Annotated in this window: 15 protein-coding genes; 3 read left to right on the top strand and 12 right to left on the bottom strand. The window is 55.8% G+C overall.

Annotation, left to right across the window (positions count from 1 at the left end):
* Nucleotides 1-64: 64 nt before the first annotated feature.
* From BJL95_RS22855 to BJL95_RS22895, 9 genes are all read right to left on the bottom strand, one after another.
* Entirely contained in the window at nucleotides 65-2,287 is a 2,223-nt protein-coding gene (locus BJL95_RS22855; RefSeq protein ID WP_071160877.1) for a TonB-dependent receptor, read from the bottom strand.
* 217 nt (nucleotides 2,288-2,504) lie between these two features.
* Nucleotides 2,505-3,221: a hypothetical protein gene (locus tag BJL95_RS22860; protein ID WP_064027937.1), complete on the bottom strand. Its 717-nt coding sequence runs from the start codon at nucleotides 3,219-3,221 to the stop codon at nucleotides 2,505-2,507.
* A gap of 326 nt (nucleotides 3,222-3,547) precedes the next feature.
* On the bottom strand, nucleotides 3,548-4,348 hold the full coding sequence (gene folE2, locus BJL95_RS22865) for a GTP cyclohydrolase FolE2 (RefSeq protein ID WP_071160878.1): 801 nt from the start codon (nucleotides 4,346-4,348) through the stop codon (nucleotides 3,548-3,550).
* A gap of 9 nt (nucleotides 4,349-4,357) precedes the next feature.
* Entirely contained in the window at nucleotides 4,358-6,007 is a 1,650-nt protein-coding gene (locus BJL95_RS22870; protein ID WP_071160879.1) for a formylmethanofuran dehydrogenase subunit A, read from the bottom strand.
* A 204-nt stretch (nucleotides 6,008-6,211) separates the two neighbouring features.
* Nucleotides 6,212-6,928, bottom strand: a complete 717-nt coding sequence (locus BJL95_RS22875; RefSeq protein WP_071160880.1) for a DUF1826 domain-containing protein — start codon at nucleotides 6,926-6,928, stop codon at nucleotides 6,212-6,214.
* A 10-nt stretch (nucleotides 6,929-6,938) separates the two neighbouring features.
* A complete protein-coding gene (locus BJL95_RS22880; RefSeq protein WP_071160881.1) occupies nucleotides 6,939-7,712 on the bottom strand; it encodes a ZIP family metal transporter in 774 nt (257 codons plus the stop codon).
* A 7-nt stretch (nucleotides 7,713-7,719) separates the two neighbouring features.
* Nucleotides 7,720-7,953 carry a hypothetical protein gene (locus BJL95_RS22885; RefSeq protein WP_071160882.1) on the bottom strand — a complete coding sequence of 78 codons (234 nt, stop codon included), beginning with the start codon at nucleotides 7,951-7,953 and terminating at the stop codon, nucleotides 7,720-7,722.
* A complete protein-coding gene (zigA, locus tag BJL95_RS22890) occupies nucleotides 7,940-9,157 on the bottom strand; it encodes a zinc metallochaperone GTPase ZigA (protein WP_083386223.1) in 1,218 nt (405 codons plus the stop codon). The genes BJL95_RS22885 and zigA overlap by 14 nt, the downstream gene beginning before the upstream one ends.
* A 68-nt stretch (nucleotides 9,158-9,225) precedes the next feature.
* Nucleotides 9,226-11,256 carry a TonB-dependent receptor gene (locus BJL95_RS22895; protein WP_071160883.1) on the bottom strand — a complete coding sequence of 677 codons (2,031 nt, stop codon included), beginning with the start codon at nucleotides 11,254-11,256 and terminating at the stop codon, nucleotides 9,226-9,228.
* Nucleotides 11,257-11,710: 454 nt separating this feature from the next.
* Between BJL95_RS22895 and BJL95_RS22900 the strand changes: the two genes are divergently transcribed.
* The 3 genes from BJL95_RS22900 to BJL95_RS22910 all read left to right on the top strand — a co-directional run bounded on the left by BJL95_RS22900 (nucleotide 11,711) and on the right by BJL95_RS22910 (nucleotide 15,174).
* Nucleotides 11,711-12,829 (top strand): hypothetical protein, encoded by a 1,119-nt coding sequence (locus tag BJL95_RS22900; protein WP_071160884.1) that lies wholly within the window; start codon nucleotides 11,711-11,713, stop codon nucleotides 12,827-12,829.
* A 413-nt stretch (nucleotides 12,830-13,242) separates the two neighbouring features.
* Complete coding sequence (locus BJL95_RS22905; protein WP_071160885.1) at nucleotides 13,243-14,355, top strand: phosphatidylinositol-specific phospholipase C; 1,113 nt, start codon at nucleotides 13,243-13,245, stop codon at nucleotides 14,353-14,355.
* Nucleotides 14,356-14,526: 171 nt separating this feature from the next.
* A complete protein-coding gene (locus tag BJL95_RS22910) occupies nucleotides 14,527-15,174 on the top strand; it encodes a hypothetical protein (RefSeq protein WP_064027920.1) in 648 nt (215 codons plus the stop codon).
* 370 nt (nucleotides 15,175-15,544) lie between these two features.
* Here BJL95_RS22910 and BJL95_RS22915 read toward each other — a convergent pair whose 3' ends face one another.
* From BJL95_RS22915 to BJL95_RS22925, 3 genes are all read right to left on the bottom strand, one after another.
* Nucleotides 15,545-15,751, bottom strand: a complete 207-nt coding sequence (locus tag BJL95_RS22915; protein WP_071160886.1) for a DUF2283 domain-containing protein — start codon at nucleotides 15,749-15,751, stop codon at nucleotides 15,545-15,547.
* Nucleotides 15,752-16,268: 517 nt separating this feature from the next.
* Nucleotides 16,269-17,216: a hypothetical protein gene (locus BJL95_RS22920; protein ID WP_071160887.1), complete on the bottom strand. Its 948-nt coding sequence runs from the start codon at nucleotides 17,214-17,216 to the stop codon at nucleotides 16,269-16,271.
* Nucleotides 17,217-17,292: 76 nt separating this feature from the next.
* Nucleotides 17,293-17,982, bottom strand: coding sequence for an NrdJb (locus BJL95_RS22925; RefSeq protein ID WP_071160888.1), 690 nt, complete (start codon nucleotides 17,980-17,982; stop codon nucleotides 17,293-17,295).
* Nucleotides 17,983-18,038 lie beyond the last annotated feature (56 nt).

An 18,038-nucleotide genomic window follows, 5' to 3' on the forward strand; every position in this document is an offset into this window, starting at 1 on the left:
GCGGGCCGTTCATCGGCGATCGGTTTAGATCGGTGCGCATGTCGTGGCACGCGGGCGCGAGGCTCTAAAACGTGGCCCGAAAGCCAATCACGACGCTGCGTCCAGGCTCCGGCGCGAAATTGCGTAAAAACGACACCGAACTACGGATTTCTTCGTTCAGCAGATTGTTGGCCTTGGCGAACAACCAAAAATTCACCGGTTCCAGGCTTTTCCAATGAAAGTCGGCGCTGGCGGCCAATAGGTGATAACCGGGTGTTGCCGATTCGCCGCTGCCGGGCCGGTCTTGCGCTTCGGCGCGGGTATAGCGGATCGCGGCATTCCAAGTGACGTCGCCGAAACCGAGTTCGGCGCCGAAGCGCAACGGCGGCAAGCGCGGCACGTCGGCGCGATCGCCGTCGGCAAACCGGCCCCGCACCCAGTCCGAAAACAGCGTCAGCTTGACTTGGCCGTAAGCGGTGTCGGCCAGTGTGGCTTGGGCCTCGGCTTCGTAACCGAAAAACAGCGCGTTGCGTTGGTCGTAGGCATAGATCGGCAGGCAGTCCACCAGACTGACGCAAGTCGCGTAAAACTGGGCCTGATGGTGACTGTAATAACCGGCGCTACGTTTTTGATAGATGTAGTTTTCGGTCCAATTGTAATAACCGTTGAGTTTGGCGGCCAGCCGCTCGGAGTGCCAGTCCAAGCCCAAATCGGCGAGGTTGACGGTTTCGTTGCCGAGTCGGACGTTGCCGACTTCGAAGTTGCGCGTGGACAAATGCGGGCCGATCGCGAACAGTTCCTGGATGTCGGGCGCCCGTTTGGCGCGGCTGAGCGCCAGAACCAAGGCCGCGTCGTCGCTCAGATCCCAGCGGCCGGACAACGAGGCCGAGTCGGCGCGGAAGGTCAGCGTGTCCGGTAGGGCGATGTCGGCGAAACTGGGGGGAACGCCGGGCGGCGACGGAAATTGCAGGAAGGCGACGGTTGGGTCTATGCGTACGCGCTCGGTACGCAAACCGGCCTCGAAGGTCCAGTCGGCCAGCTTCAGTTTTTGCAGCGTAAATAGACCTAGCGTATCGCCGCTGGTCGGCGGCACGAAGGTTTCGACGCCCAACGCGGAAAAGTCGCGCTCCTGCCACTGGGCGCCGAAACTGCCGGTCAGTGCCTTGAATAGTTTGTGGTGGATTTCGAAACGGCCTTCGCCGACTTGGTTGGTGAAGGTAGTAAACGGCAGCCCGCCTTCGATTTCGGTATGGGCGTAATCGACGACGCCATAGCGGAAGGTCAGTTTTTCGATGCCGGGCAACGGCGGATACCATTCGCTTTTGAAATCGTAACGGGTCTGGCGCATGTCGATGCGCACGCTGGGGTTTAGAGCCTCAGCGCCGAGAATGTCGGCGAACTCGCCGAGTAGCGCGGGGTCGATGTCGGGCAGCAACAATTCCAGACCGTCCAGATCGCTGGGATCGATGCCGTGAGTGCCCTTGGGAATGCCGTAGCGGTTACCGGTCCGGCTGACCGCCATGCCGGCCATCGCCGACTCGCCCAGCCAGGACAAGCCCAGCGAGCCGCCTGCGCTCTCGCTGTCGGTGTTCGGAATCGTACCTCTGGCGTTGACGATGTTATTCAGGCCAAACTGTTCGCGGACCGCGCCGGTATCGATGGCTTCGCCGGGAATTTCGGTGTCGTTGCGATTGCGATGAAAACCCGCGACGCGCAGCGCCAGCGCATCCTTGCCCAGGTCCAGCTTGAAGCCGGAGTGGGTGCCGTCGGCGTTGGTGTCGAAGCGGGTTTCGACGGCGCCTTCGATCAGGCGGTCGGGGACGCGCTCCGGAATCCGGTTATCCTTGACGTCGACAATGCCGCCGATGGCGTTGCCGCCGTAGCGGATGGTGTCGGGGCCGCGCACGACGTCGATCTGCTCGGCGAACAGCGGTTCGATCGCGACGGCGTGGTCCGGACTGAGAAAGGAGGCGTCGTGGCTGCCGATGCCGTCCTGCATGATGCGCACTCGCGAGCCGGTCAGACCGCGAATCACCGGCACGCCGACGCCGGGTCCGAACGAGGCGTTGGCCAAGCCCATCTGATTTTCCAGGGTTTTGCCCAAGGTATCGGCTTGTTGTAGCCGCAAGGTGTCGCCGCTGATTCGGCTTTGTTGCGGTGCCGAGTCGGAACGAAGTTTCTTTTCGACGACTTCGACGGCTTCCATTTCCAGCGCTTCGGATTCGGCGCTGGATTCCGCCGCGAGTGCCGATACGAGACCCGGCGACAGCAGCAACAAAATCGACGCGCCGAGTTCGGAGCGAATCACGCGGCGGCGGGTTGCCGGCGGTTCGAGCGGCGATAATCCGCGCGCTGCGCATGGGGCGTTGTCGGCGGGGATGTTCGGCTGACGGCGAGACGATCCGATTGGAGGCGATATCGAGCGAAAAATCATCGGGACTGGGTTTTGGGTGGGCTCCACACCGGGAGCGACTTGCGTCGCCCCCGGATTGGAAACGCCATGCTAGCAATACGGCGAGGGATGCTTAGGCATCCAACGCGGAGCGGCGGCGCACGCTCCACAATCCGCCCATCAAGGCGCTGCCGAACAACCAAACCGCGGCCGGCAGCGGTACCGGCGCCGGATTAACCGCCGCGACCGCGTTTTCGTAAGCGGCGATCTGCAGACCGCGATTGAAGATAACATCGAAGGTGGACGAAACGGCCAGCGCGGACTGCGAATTGGCGGCGGATTCGAACAATTGCAAGGTTATCCAGTAGGCGCCGACGCTACCGCCCAGGCTGTTGTCGGCAGTGCGGATGGTCATGTCTAAATGCTCGTGCAAATCGCCGGCGCTGTCGAATTCGCCGATCACTCCGGCCGGGTTGGACGCGCCGGACGCGGAAATACTGGTGGTATTGCCGAGCGCGTCTTCGAGTTCGACATGTTCGCCGTTCGGAACGCTGGCATTCCAACTGAAGCCGTCCCAATATTTCAACGAGCCGATGGCTTGAAACCACAACCAATTGCCGGCTCCGAAAGCGCCGAGTGCCGTGTCGGCGTCGTAGCCGGGATCGTCGGTGCGGTAGGCGCCGCCGGACAGGTCGCCGAAGTCGGCTTCGAACAAACCGGCATTCAGTTCGATCTGGCCGTTTGCCAGCCAGGGTTGAATGTCGCCGGCATGTTGCTCGGCCGCTACGGCCGCCGACAGGTTCAGGCCCAGGCCCAATACCAAAGCAGGTTTTAACCACGGATTACGCATTTCTAATCTCCTCAAATAAACAGACCCGCCGAACGTTTTTGGCGGGAGTAATGTGAGCAAACTCACAATGCAACAATATAACATCTAGCGTATTCGCCGCAACGGTTTTGTTTGTGTGGGATTTGCGAATTCGGACCGGTTCGAAGTAAACAAGAAACACTGAATGAGCTGATTTCGCTCAAGGCTAAACTAAGGCTCTCCGAGCGCCGTTTAACCGGAACTGTTAAACAAGTCAATAGTTTAGCCTTCGTCCGTTTAGCGATGAATGTCGTGCCTGGCGCGAGCTCCGGCTGAACGGTAGAGAGGAATCTTCGGACAAGCCGAGATTAGTCGCGACAGCCGGTTGTCGCCTTATCGCGCTCGATCAACGCATACGCCGAGTGGTTATGTATCGATTCGAAGTTTTCCGATTCCACGGTGTAGGCGCTGATACGCGCTTCGGCGTCGAGGCGGGCCGCCACGTCTCGAACCATGTCCTCGACGAATTTCGGGTGGTCGTAGGCGTATTCGGTCACGTATTTTTCGTCCGGGCGCTTCAGCAAGCCGTAGATCGGCGACGAGGCTTCGGTTTCGACCAATGCAATCAGATCTTCCACCCAAATAAAGCCTTCGGTGACTACCGTGACCGTGACGTGGGAGCGCTGGTTGTGGGCGCCGCGCTCGGAAATTTCCTTGGAGCACGGGCACAAGCTGGTGACCGGCACCACGACTTGCACCTTGGTGCGGCAGCCGGCGGCGTCGATTTCGCCGATGAAGCCGACCTGATAGTCCAGCAGGCTGCGCACGCCGCTGACCGGCGCGGCTTTCTCGATGAAGTACGGAAAGCGCATGTCGATATAGCCGGATTCGGCTTCCAGGCGGTCCAGCATTTCGCGGAGCATGGCCGGAAACGAGGCGATGCTGATCTCTCGGTCGTGGCTATTGAGGATTTCGACGAAGCGCGACATGTGGGTGCCCTTGAAGTCGTGGGGCAGATTCACGTACATCGCGAAGCGAGCCACGGTGCGTTGTTCGCCGACGCTTTTGTCCTGAACCCGCACCGGATGCAGGATGTCCTTGATGCCGACTTTGTCGATGGCGATACGGCGACTGTCGGCGCGGGCTTGGATGTCTTCGATGGGCGTCATGGCTTTGGTTTACAGGTAATGAAAACGTGGCCGCTCGCCGAAATCGCCGTCGTTGACCGCGTATTGATTGAGTTTCAGGCTGTAGAAGCGGTCGAAATGCTGCTTGACGGTGCGGGCGATGCCGGCGTCGTAATCCGGCGTGAAAGTCTGGGCTTGGCCGTCCGGGCGGTCGACCACCACGCCGTTCTCGACCACCACTCGACCGTTTTTGAACACCAATGCGGCATCGGCGAACATCGCCCGATAGTCGGGACGAGCGCCGGCACGCCGGCCCGGATCGTAAACGGCGATGTCGGCGATAGCGCCGGGCGTCAGGTGGCCGCGGTCGTTGAAGCCGAGCAGCTTGGCGGCGGCGGAGCGGGTCATCGTCGCGATTTCGGTCAGCGTCAATTCGCGTTTCAGACTCGGCAACAAAGTCAGGGCCAGGGCCTCCTGGTTCAGGTGCGCCATGCATTCCCGCCGGTAATCGGCGTCCATCAACAGGCGGATTAATTCCGGGTAGGCGGTGAACGGCGCGCCGTTGGGGTGGTCGGTGGTGAAGAACAAACGTTCCGGTGCCTCGGCCAGTAAGAACAATTCCAGGCCGATCGCCCATTGCAAAGTGTTGACGAAACTGACTTCGCGGTAACGATACGGCACCACGCCGCCCGAGCCTTCGTTCTCGGCGTCCCACATCACGTATTTGCTCGGGCTGGCGTCGGCGTGGCGGCTATATTGGGCGATCACGTCGCCGGAGATCGTCACGGTTTGGCCGAACAGGACTTGGCCCACGTCCATCGTGATATTGGGATGGCGGTTGAAGGCTTCCAGCAATCGCGCGGCCGCCGACGAAAAGCCCTTGGCGCCTTCCGCTCCGTAAGCGTAAAACTGAACGTGGGCCAGATGCATGGGCAGGCCTTGCGCGGCCTCCATCGTGGCGACGGCGGTTTCGACGTTGCCGGGCGTGCCCAGATTGTTGCAGTGCACGTGTACCGGATGCGGTACGCCCAATTCACAGGCGGCGCGTTGCAGGGTTTGCAGAATTTGTCGGGAACTGACGCCGTAATCGGGCACGATGTCGTCCAGATCGAACTGGCGGACGTTGCTTTTGAAGGCGTTGGCGCCGCCGGCATTGATGACTTTCAAACCCAAAGCCCTAGTGGCATTTAAAGTCCAGGCCACGTAGTCGTTGATTTGATTCTGCCCGGCCTTGGCGCGCATCAGTCGCAACAACAGATCGTCGTTGCCCAGTATCGCCAGCGCGGCGGTATCGATGATCGGAATGTCGGCCATTTGCAGATGCACGTCCAGCGCGCCGACCGGCAGCATGGCCGGTTCGACCACGCTGGTGTAGCCCATCCGGGCGTAGCGATAGCCGATGTCGGTACTGGACCATTTGGCGGTGGAAAACGGATGATTGAGCCGCCGCGCCATCCGGTTGCGGTGCTGCTCCGGCAACAATAGCCTTGCGGTGTTGACGTTGCCGCCGGCGATATGGCTGTGGATGTCGATGGCGCCGGCCATCACGATCTGGCCGGTGGCGTCGTAAACCGCATCGAAACGCGCGTTCGGACCGGGGTCGGCGACGATGATGCCGTCGCGGATGAACAGGTCGCCGATCTCGCCGTGCAGGTTTTGCGCCGGGTCGTAAATGGCGCCGTTGTGGAGCTTAATCAACATAAGATGGTAGGGTAAGCACCGCGTACCAAGCTTGAGATTCCCAACGAATCAATGGCCGAAAGCCGGGTATAGCCAAACACGGCTGGCTTCGACTCCGCTCAGCCACCGGAGATTGGCTCCGCTTGGTCGATGGTGATTGGCGCCGTTCGAGCCGCAACCTTCGACGACGATAGGCCGGAAAGCGAGCGGCAACGCCCCGGCGGCTCACAACATATCCAAGGTCAACAACAGCCGCCGCGGCTGGACCGCGGTTGGGGTTGGCGAACGGTGGACCAAACCGCGGCCTTCATTGCCTACCCAGTGCTCGCCCTTCATCAAACCGACCGCGTAAGCCGGCATTTGCCGAATCGCGGTGGCGTCGGCGATCAACCCGGATACTTGATCCGGTACGCCGCACCCACCCATGCCCAGTTTGTCGCGATCGACCGCGTATTCCGGCAGCCATTCGGTGCCGATGCCGCCATAACTGCAAATCATCCGCGCCGGCACCCTATCGACGTGAAAACGCGGGCACATCGCGTTATCCAGAGTCCGCAAGCGCAGGCCGGCTTCGCGCTGGCCGAACAATTCGCAAAACGCCGAGGTCAACCAGACCACGTCGTCCAGCCAAGCCTGGAAGCCGTCCAGAGCGGCAACTTGCGGCCAAATGGCCCCGAAGTCGTAACGGCTGGGATCGACAGCCTGGCTGATTTCGATTCTGGTCTTGTTGCTGAGCGCGGCGTAGACGAAGCCTTCGATCTCGAGCGGTAACGGTCGGTCGATCAAACACAGATTGACGTCCTCCTCGTAGATTCGGGCCAGATCGGCAAATCGATCGGACATCACGGTTTTGGTCGCGGGGCGTCGCTCCAGCGGTTGAAAGCTGTTGGGCGGTACCCGTGGCGATCCGACCGTTTGAGCGAAAGGTGCGCGGGCAAACATGGGTCACTCCTTAGTGGGCTAACAGGGATTGTTCGAAAACGACGATACCTTGCATAAAAGCGATGCCGAGCGCGAAAGACGCGCTTTGGCCGCCGAGATGGCGCAAGGTCGAGCGTTCGTGCAGCACCGGAATCAGATCTGAAGCAGCGATGTAAATGAAACCGCCGGCGGCGATCGGCAACAACACGACCAAGGACGATGCGGCGACCTGACTGAGCAGCAAGGTAAACAAGGCGCCGGGCACGACGCTCAGCGAGCAATAAAAGTTGTACAACACCGCCTGCCTAGGCGCATAACCGCCGCGCAGCAATGCGCCGACGTCGCCGAGTTCCTGAGGCACTTCGTGGGCGACGATGGCCAGCGTGGTGGTCAGGCCCAGTGCCGGATCGGCCAGGAAACTGCCGGCGATCAGAATGCCGTCGACGAAGTTGTGGATGGCGTCGCCGATCAAATTCATTTTTGCCAACGGCAGGATTTCGCTACCGGCAGGCCGGGTGTCGACGTTATGATCGTGGCGCCAACGCACCAGCTTTTCCAACACGAAGAAACCGAACACACCGATCAAAGCGGTCATGCACACCTTACTCACCGAACCTTGGCGGGCGACCGCGTCCGGAATCAAGTGAATGAAGGCGTCGCCCAGTAAAACCCCGACCGCCAGTGCCACCAGGAACGGCACGATGCGCTTCAAACTTGCCGCCGGCAGCCACAATGCAAACGCGCTGGATAGCGAGCACAGGCTGACCGCGAGACTGGCGGCGATGGTGGCTAAATAAGTATTCATGGCGGCGCTACCCCCGATGTGGAAGCGAAAAGTGTTGGCGGTGCGAGTGGCCGCTAAATTCGGCGATACGCCTGGACGGCGCGTGAAACAGCACCCCTGCGACGGTGCAACCCAGTATCGGCGGATAGGCGGAGATCAAGGTGTCTCGCCGCGAGGCTTGGTCGCGCAAGCTCAGCACGACTCCGAGCATCGACGGCAGTTCGCCACCGGTCAACGGCGGAAAGCCATCAGTGTCCGCCATCGCTAAACCACCGTGGGAAATCGTCCCGGAGTTTGCGCCACGCATCCGGCCCCGCCGCTAATTCGGCGTCGGTCAGCAGGCAAGCGTCCAGTTCGCGACGGACCTTTTCGGCATCCACGTTCTGACCGATGAAGACCAGTTCCTGGCGGCAATCGCCGTAGGGCTCGACCCATTGTTCGCGGATGTCGTCCAAATACTCGGCCGGCCATTGCTCCTCGGGTGCCGAGGCCCACCAGCGCCCGGCCAAGCCGTGGCGCATGATGCCGCCGGCTTGCGACCAGTTGCCGGCGTATTCAGGGCGCGAAGCCAACCAGAAAAAGCCCTTGGAACGCAGCAAGGTGCCGTTGTCCCATTCGCCTTCGTGCAAGTGGCGGTAAAAGCGTTCGGTATGAAACGGCCGGCGGGCGCGGTAAACGAAGCTGGAGATGCCGTACTCCTCGGTCTCGGGAACGTGCTCGCCGCGTAACTCCTTCAGCCAACCGGGCGCTTGCTCGGCTTTTTCGAAGTCGAACAGACCGGTGTCCAGCACCTGGCCGAGATCGACTTGGCCCATAACCATCGGCACGATTTCGGCATCGGGATTCAGACTGCGCAAAATCGCTCGCAGATTGGCGATTTCGTCGCCGGCGATCAAGTCGATCTTGGAAATCAAAATGACGTTGGCGAATTCGATCTGGTCGACCAGCAGGTCGGCGACATTGCGCTCGTCGTCTTCGCCCAAGGCTTCGCCGGCTTCCTTCAAACTCAAGGCTTCCTGGTATTGGCGCAGGAAATTCACGGCATCGACCACGGTCACCAGCGTATCCAGCTTGGCGATGTCGGACAGGCTGATGCCGCTGTCGTCGCGAAAGGTGAAGGTCTCGGCAATCGGCAGCGGTTCGGCAATGCCGGTGGACTCGATCACCAAATAATCAAAGCGGCCGTCCTTGGCCAGTTTGCCGACCTCGATCAGCAAGTCCTCTCGCAGGGTGCAGCAAATACACCCGTTGCTCATTTCGACCAGCTTTTCCTGGCCGCGATTCAGTTGCACCTCGTTCTTGACCAGCGCGGCGTCGATATTTACCTCGCTCATGTCGTTGACGATCACCGCCACTCGCCGGTTTTCCCGGTTACCGAGAATATGGTTAAGTAGCGTGGTTTTACCGGCGCCGAGAAAGCCGGACAAGACCGTGACGGGCAGCTTGGATGGAATTAGTGTAGTCATGCCGATGTTATACTATAACAATTGCAGTCCAAAAAAAGGGCGCCAGCGAATCGCGGCGCCCTTGCGTATTAATAGCTCAGTCTAAATCCGACTTCCGCGCCGCGACCGGCCTCCGGCGCGAAATTGCGCAAATACGACGTGGCGTTGCGGATGTTTTGATCGAGCAAGTTGTTGCCCTTGGCGAACACCAACAGCTTGGCGTCGCCGGCGGCTTTGATTTGGTAATTGACGCCGACGTTCAGCAAGTAATAACCGGCCGTCGAAGTCTCGAACTCGCCGACGTGGGTCTGATCGTCGGCGCGGGTCAGGCGCAGATAGCTGGATAGTTGGTCTTTGTTGTAATCCAGTTGCAGGCCGTAGCGTAGCGGCGGCATGCGCGGCACGTCGCCGCCGGTTTTGAATTCGCCCCGGGTGTAATCGCTGAACAAGGTCAGTTCCACCAAACCCAGGTGATTTTCGACGACCGGGAAAATCAGCTTGGCTTCGTAGCCTTTGAAAATGGCGTCCTGCTGGCTGCTTTGCACCACCGGTTTACAGTCCACGGCGCAAGGGTTGCCCTCTTCGTCGACGAAGGCGCCGGTGCGGTGCTGGTAAATGTAATCGCCGGCCCAGTTGTGGAACAAGTCCAATTCGGCGCGCAGCCAGTCGCTTTTAAAACGGTAGCCCAGGTCCAGGTTATAAGCGGTTTCTTCCTTCAAGCTCAAGCTGCCCAGCTCGAAGCTGCGGGTGGCATCGTGATAACCGTTGGCCAGCAGTTCCTGGACATTGGGCGCCCGCGACGAGCGGGTGATTGCCAAATTCAGGCTGTTGCGGCCGTCCAGCTTCCACAGTGCCGACACCGAGGCGCTAACCGGCGTGTAACTTAATGGGGCGAAGCCGTCAGGATGTATGTCGGTTTGCTCGACGCGGGTGCCGAGTTGGTAGGTGACCGGGCCCAAATCGAAGGCTTCGACGCCGAACACGCCGTAGCTGTAAGTGTCCGAGCGCGGTACGATGCTGGCGCCGGTCAGTTTCTCGACGGCGTCGAAATCGCTGACCTGAGCTTGAAAGCCGACCGCGCCGCGCAACGGGCCAATGTCTTGATGGTTGAGTTCGACGCGGCCTTCGTAGCTTTTATTCGTGAAAAAAGCGCCGGGTTCACCGTTGGCGATTTCGGTGTGTTGGTAATCGGTGTAGCCCAGCCGGGTGCGCAAGGTTTTCGCGAACGGCAGCGGATTAGTCAGTTCGCTCTTGAAATCGTATTTGTTCTGGCGCATTGCGATGCGCACCGTTTCCGTGCCGGTGCCGTCCGGGGCAATGCCGTAGCTATTGTTCAAGTTGTTGATCGACGCGCCGGCGAAGCCGTTGTCGCCGACCCAGGACAAGCCGGCCGAACCGCTGATCGCCTCGGCACCGGTGTTGTTCAAATAGCCGCTCGGGTTGTCCACGACTTCCAATGAAGGATCGGTGATCGCCACCTTGGCGGTATCGATGCCGCTGCCGCCGATGTCCAGATTATTGCGATGCCGATAAAAGCCGTCCAAGTGATAGGCAATGTGATCCTTGCTGCCTTCGACTTTCATCGTGGTGCTGGTTTCGTCGCTGGTCGAATCGAAGCGTTGCTCCAGCGCCGCGTTCAAGGCTTTGTCGAAGGCCTTGCCGGGAATCCGGTTGTCGATCACATTGACCACGCCGCCCATCGCACCGCTGCCGTACAACAGCGTTGCCGGGCCGCGCAACACTTCGATGCGCTCGGCCAACAGCGGCTCGACGCTGGTGGCGTGGTCCGGACTAATCGCGGATACATCATTGCTACCGATGCCGTTGCTCAACACCCTGACCCTCGGGCCGGCTTGGCCGCGTATTACCGGCGTGCCGACGCCGGGGCCGAAAGACTGACTGGAAATGCCCAGTTCGTTTTTCAAGGTATCCCCTATGCTGTGGCCGGTTTTCATCCTCAACTCGTCGTCGCTAAGCACAGTGACCGGCGATCCGGCCTCGGCTTTTGTCACCGGCAACGGCGCGGTGACAATAACCTCGTCCAGCGAGATGTCGGTTTGGGTTTCCGCGTGAAGCAAACTCGCGGGCAGCATCAACAAGAAAAAAGCAGTTTTATTCATCGGTGGAACAGGAAAAGGGAGTCGGCAAAAATGTTATATTATAACGAATGCGAATGCAACAATATAACACCCGCATTCGTAGGTAACGCCATCAGAGCTTCCAGTCACGCCATAGAAGTACATCGTAGACGGCTACGGACCATTGTTTAACCGAGCCGGTCGAGGCTCAAACACTTTGCAACATCAGGCTCGGGCTCACGATGCCCTCAAAAGCGGGTGCTGGCGAGTAGCGGATTCAATACACCGACACATCCGTCCGACTGGGGCCGACCGGATAGGCTTTGCCGAATGCTTAGTCCGGTTCAACGCCGGTCATTTCATAACGCGACTGTTCGGCGACTTTCGGCCATCCTGGTGTAAGCCGCTATACTCTAACCGCTAGCCGAACTCGCCGTTCATCGGCCAGGCTCCTCGCTTTATTCAACCCAAAGTCATTCGATGACAAGGAGACCACATGCCCCAAAATCCGTTGGTTTGCATCCTGTTTGCCGCAACGTCGCTTTTCAGTTGCGCGGTCGCGGCAAGCGATCCCGCGCCGGATACACAAGCGCTCAATAATCCGGCTATCCCGATGGGCATTTACTCCATGCCCTCCGCGAGCGAATGGTCGCTGCTCAAATCCTTCAACGCGACGCTGATCAATCGTCTGGCCGGACTGGCGGTGCCGGATGCGCAAGGCGCGCTGCAGCGAAATCGTCCGGGCTATTTTTCGGTGCGCTTTCAGGACGGCGTCACCTGGACCATCGTTCGCGGCTTGTATCTGCGTAACGCCGCCGTACTGGAATCCGGCATCAAAGCGCTGGAATACGCCTTCGGCCATCAAAATCCCGACGGTTCGTTTCCGATCATGGTTCCGCCGACGTTGCCGGCCAACCTGATACCTTATCCTCAAGACTACGCCGACGCGACGACCTTCTTTTTCAGCGAGCTCGGCCGCTCGCTGATTTTGCTGGACGGCAACGCGTGGTTTCAAACCAGCGCCGACACGGCCGACCTGCGTCGCCGGGTAGGCATCATCAAGGAACAGGCGGACCGCTCTATCGATTGGTTGTTAACTCAGCAGGACTTGTTGATCGACTACGATACGCCGCTCTCCAATCACCTGTATTACGACGGCGCCGGCTTCTATTTGGTGGGCCGCGCTCTGAACCGCCAGGACGCGATCGATGTCGGTATCGCGTTTACCGAACTGGGCTTGAACGCCCAATGGCCGAACGGCGTGTTGCCGGAACTGGATGGCTATGACAGCAGCTATCAGGGCGTAAGCTTGTTTCGTTTGTTTATTCTGTATCTGAATGCCGATCCGACGGATGTGGTGATCAGGCAAAGGCTGTGGGATGCGATAAGCTCGGGAATCGCTTGGGAACAGACCCGCGTCAAGCCCAGCGGCGAAATCCTGTCCGACGGCAATAGCCGGGTCTATCCCGGCGGCGACAAATTTCTCGGTGTCGAAAAAGGCATTTCCTACGTGAACATCGCGCTGTCGTTCTATTACTACGCGGTGCTGACCGGCGACGCCGGCGCCAAGGCCGTCGCCGACAAAATCATTGCCTATTACACGACCGCGCACTGAAGCAGGAGCATCGGTGATGTCGGTAAGTCGAATCGCTCAATGGATCGCACGATCATGAAACCACTGCTTCGCCTCGAAGAATGAAACAGCGGGGCTGGCAAGGCTTTAACCGCGATCGATGGCATTGCGATTCGATGACGACCGGACTTTGCCCAACGCCTTTTTGAGTGAACTGAATCATTCGCTTCAATTCCACTCGCTGACCTACCCCAGCTACGATATTTCGTCATCACTACTGAATATCGTAGCCAGAATCCGCAATAATATCGATTTTGTTCAACAGTGAACTTAACTATTCCAAGGTAAATCAGTTATTTAAAATAATCTCGCCAAACTGGCACAGCGTTTGCCCCTCATATATCGATCGTTTCACTTAAATATCTTTTTTAAAACATCAATATGAGGATCCAACCATGAAACTAAAATCCACTTTCGCTGCTTTAACATTTGCCGGTATAGCTTGCTTCAGCGGCAACGTATTTTCGGGTATCGATACGGCGGCCTATTCTCACGATGCCTATATTGGCGTTTACAATAACGAGCAGTGGATGAAGACGCTACCGGATACGTTAAAACTCAGCGAACTTTCGCTGCCGGGGACACACGATTCCATGGCTCGTTACGGTGACGACGATATACAAACCCAATCAATGAGCGTCGCCGATCAGTTAAACTCCGGAATCCGCGTGCTGGATATACGCTGCTGGCATAAAAACGATAATTTAATTATTTCTCGCGCAGGGGTTACCCAAAATGCCACCTACCAGGACGTATTGAACGCTGTGGATGACTTTTTGGCGACTAATCCCAGCGAGACCGTGATTATGCGAGTTACTGAAGATGTTGTCGGCGTGAATAATACCCGCAGTTTCTCCGATACCTATAATTACATCGTCGGCAAGTTCCCCGGCCTGTTTTTGGATCTGCAAGGTACTACTAATCCCACGCTAGGCGAGATGCGGGGTAAGGCGGTATTGTTACAAAATTATTCCGGTTCGCCCATTGGTATTAACTATTCCGAAATCTACAAGCAAGGTACCGTACAGGACAATTACAAATTGAAAACAAACTGGGATTTGTACGGCAAATGGGAACAAGTCAAAGCGCATTTCATGGCCGCCTCAACCGGCGATGCCAATAAAATTTATATTAACTTCCTGGATGGCGGCAACGGCTCATTCCCTTATTTTGTCGCCAGCGGCCACAGCTCGCATGAAACCAATGCAGCGCAATTATTGACCGGTTTAACCACGCTAACCAGCCCGAACACCTATCCGGATTTTCCTAGAGTCGGCTGCCTGGGTAAATTGTGCTCCATCGCTTTCCTGGGCACCAATCAACTCAGCAGCAAATTCCTGGCGGATTTGGCGCTTAATTACCAATCCATCAATCAGTTGTATAAAAACTTGAATATCAATCTCAAACTGACCAAACGGATGGGTATTGTCATGATGGACTTCCCGGGTAGAAGTTTGGTGAACAACATTATTGCAATGAACGAAGTGCTTCTGAAAAAAACCAATTAACCCATAATACCCGGATCGCCCCTCGACTCTCCGCAATGAGAGAAAACACGAGGGGCGGCTTTATTTTAACAGCTGATTATGATGAATATTTTGGCTTCGCCACCGAAAATTAAAGTCAGCTAGTGTTTTTACGAAAGTAGCGACTTTCCACTATCAAACCCGAGGTGTTCCATGAAAGGCAATAACGCGGCATTTCGTCTCAACCCGGCAACCTATATGGGCCAAAAACTCATTTACAGTTATAACGCCGGAAAAACCATGGATGGTAAAGACAGCTTAAACGAAACCATTAATGCCAAACATTTGGCTAGTCAATTTAGCGATAGTAAACGAAAATGCCGGATTCCATTGGAGTTCGACTTAGTACCCATCGCCAAGTATCCGGCCGTCGTCGATTTAAAAATACTTGGCGCACAAGGTGCGTACGCGCAAACGTCGCGCAAGGGCGCGCCGATAATCGCGGGTTGGATACCCTTCATCAACGAAGACACCAACGACGCCAGCAAATTCGGTTACATACCGGCCAACAGCGTGCCGGGAACCGTTCAATATATCTTCACGGTGGGCTTGGGCGGCTGCACCATCGTCGCGGTCGATCGCGGACCCAAAGGCATTTATTTTTATCACGAACCCACCAAGGCCGCGTGGAATAACTTACCCGTTTACCCCGACGGCAATCAGGTGTTGGTCCGAGCATTGCCCGCACTGGCCGGTAGCGCAATCATTCGGCGGAGCACAACGGCCGCACACGGATGGGAAATTTTGGTACAGGACGCCAACGGCTTCACGTCCGGCGGCGTCACCGCGTATCCTGTCTAGTCCGGCGGCCTGCTAGACAAGGCCGACCCTGTCTTAACGAAGCAAACTTTTTACGATCGATTTCTCTCGAAGTGCGTTAAGGAATATTCAGGCATCTTTACGCAAACCTCCGAGCAATAAACTCAGAGAGCGGCGATTCCCAAACGCCAGTTTGGGAATCACGCCTTGATAACTCCAGCTTTCATTGATTTGACCGGAAATCTGACGCTTCCAAAATCGGGTAACCAAGCTCAAGCGTGATTACCATTCGAAATAAAGCATCGCGGCAGCCTGTCGGCGAACCGGCATTCAATTGATCTTAGCGATAGCGAAACAATATCCCGCCGTTTTAATTCCGCGTGGGCAAAAAAACCGTGCCCACCCTACCCTGCTATTCAAGACCGTAGGGAATATTTATTGCTATCAGCGAGCTAATATCCACTATTTTTCCAGCATGTTGCAGGTCAATACCCACCAAAGCACCGGCCGCATCGAAGTCTAATACAACGCCATCGACAATCTCTCTGGAATCAATAGCCGGTTGATCTTGCAAATGGATATATAGCGAATCGGTCGTCGGTTCGTAACTTAATTTCATTCGACTTTATTCTCCAACAGCGGGTTTTGTCCCCTGATGCCGCGCCGAGCACCGCAGGGTTTGGGCGGAGTTGCCAGACAGGGGCGCGGCAGGGATGCCGCGCGTTTTCGGAGGGCTATGGATAGCCCTTCCGAAAACCCCGCACAAACCCGCAGGAGCGCAGGATCAAAGCGGCATGGGGTGTCGTTTATTTTGGATACTTTTCTTTGGACAAGCAAAGAAAAGTATCGCGGTTGCCGGTCCGCGAACCGGCGTTAAATTGAGCCTCGCGATAGTGAGGCATTAAAATAAAAAGTATTTCAATTAAATCATGCGTCCGATTACGCGACCGATGCGCTTCACTTTGTTCAGCACATCCTACGGCCCTCATTCACCTGGCTTTCGCCATCTTGAAATCCGGCAAACCTTTTGATCCCGATTTTTCGCTTGCATGAGCAGGATTAAGACGGTATCTACCCGCTTGACTTCGATAACAGTATATACGGTCCTTGTTGGAACGTGAGAATGCCGAAATTGCTTATCTTCTAAGTGACATCAATGATTGTGGTTTATAAATTTCACAAAAAACTTCAATCCCAAGTTTTATAACCAATGCGGTCACATAAACAGCAATAGCATAAACTCCAGCCTTGAACTCATTTAATGCTGCCACAATAGCTGTAGTCAAATATTTTTTATCAAGAACAGCTTGAAATCCATTAGTAAACCACATTTTATAAACGTCACTTTTTTTGTCACATAATGACCGCCAAATAACTCTATTCACAGCAGAAAAAACAGATTTACCAATTTCTCTTCTCTCTTTAGATGGAGGCGGGAGCTTTTTTCTCTCTTCATATGTCAAGCACCTTAAAGAAGTTTCTCTGACATTAGAAATAAAACCCAATGCATAATCTGATACTGACGAACCCAATAAAGAATATAATTCATCTTCATTTTTCGAATAAACAAGATTTCCAGCATCTGCTTGAATCATTTCTATATCAGTGAGCGGCGAACTATTTTCTTGAAAAGCAAGACTCGCCAATAAAGCTTCATCATCAAACCTTTTGGCTAAACCGAGTTTAAATTTAGCCCTAGAATCATCAGATTTTATATTTTTTTCACATAGTAGAGCTTCCTCCATAAATGGTTTGGCGGAAGAAAAATCGACTTTTCTAAGATAACAAATAGCTAACAAGGCAGTGGCCTCTAAATAAAGCCTTGATGTTTTTGAAACTTTTTTCCTAACACCTATAAATCCTAAAATTGCTGTTTCAAGTTTGCTGGCCTCCATAGCTGTTTCAAAAAGAATATTTTTGGCTTGCATCAATCTAGTTTCATGGCCAGTCGGTCTTAACAAAGCCTGTATTTCTGCCGTTATTTTCTCAGCCTCTTTATAGTCAACAGCTTTTAATGCTTCTCGTAATTTTGGCTCAAGTTCAGATAACTGCTTCTTTTGATCGTTTGTTAAATTATTAGACATTTTATCTCTAAAATTTAATAGACTTTAGCTAAAAACAACTTTCAGGTTGTTTACCTATTAACATGTGTCCTACAAATCACCCACACTTACTCTCCCCACAATTCAAACAAGTCATACACCCATCCATCAACACCATCGCCTTGGTCGAACACTTATTACACAGCACGGCCTTTTCCGGAAACGCCTGCCCCTCGCTGGAACCATGCAAAGCCTCGAATTCCCGGCGCTTCTCGTCCAACAACTGCTGGTGATGGTCGCTGAGTTTATCGGGCTTGATCATGCCGATGTGTTTCATGTGCGATTCGATGGCGTGGCCGATTTCGGCGACCAGCGACGGCATGAACACGCCACCTTTTTTGAAATAGCCGCCCTGCGGGTCGAATACCGCCTTCATTTCTTCCACCAAAAAGGTGGCGTCGCCGCCTTTACGGAACACCGCCGAAATCAAGCGGGTCAGCGCCAGCACCCATTGAAAATGCTCCATATTTTTTGAGTTGATGAAGATTTCGTAAGGCCGGCGTTCCTGATGCACCGTACCTTCGTTCAGGATGATGTCGTTGATGGTGATGTACAAGGCGTGCTCGGACTGCGGGGTTTTGATCTTATAGGTGGAACCCAGCAGCATCTCCGGGCGCGCCAGATTTTCGTGCATTTCTTCCCGCGAAGGCTTTGCCGCTTCGGCTTCGGCCTGGGCCGTCGCTTCCAGGTTTTCTTTGGTCAGCACTTTGTAGCCGACGATTTTTTTGCTGATTTTGTGTAGGGTCATGGGTATTCCGTAATCTGTAGGTTGGGTTAGCGTAGCGTAACCCAACATTAAATGCC

Origin of the sequence: Methylomonas sp. LWB (assembly GCF_001856095.1) — a bacterium.
Taxonomy (GTDB): Bacteria; Pseudomonadota; Gammaproteobacteria; order Methylococcales; family Methylomonadaceae; genus Methylomonas; species Methylomonas koyamae_A.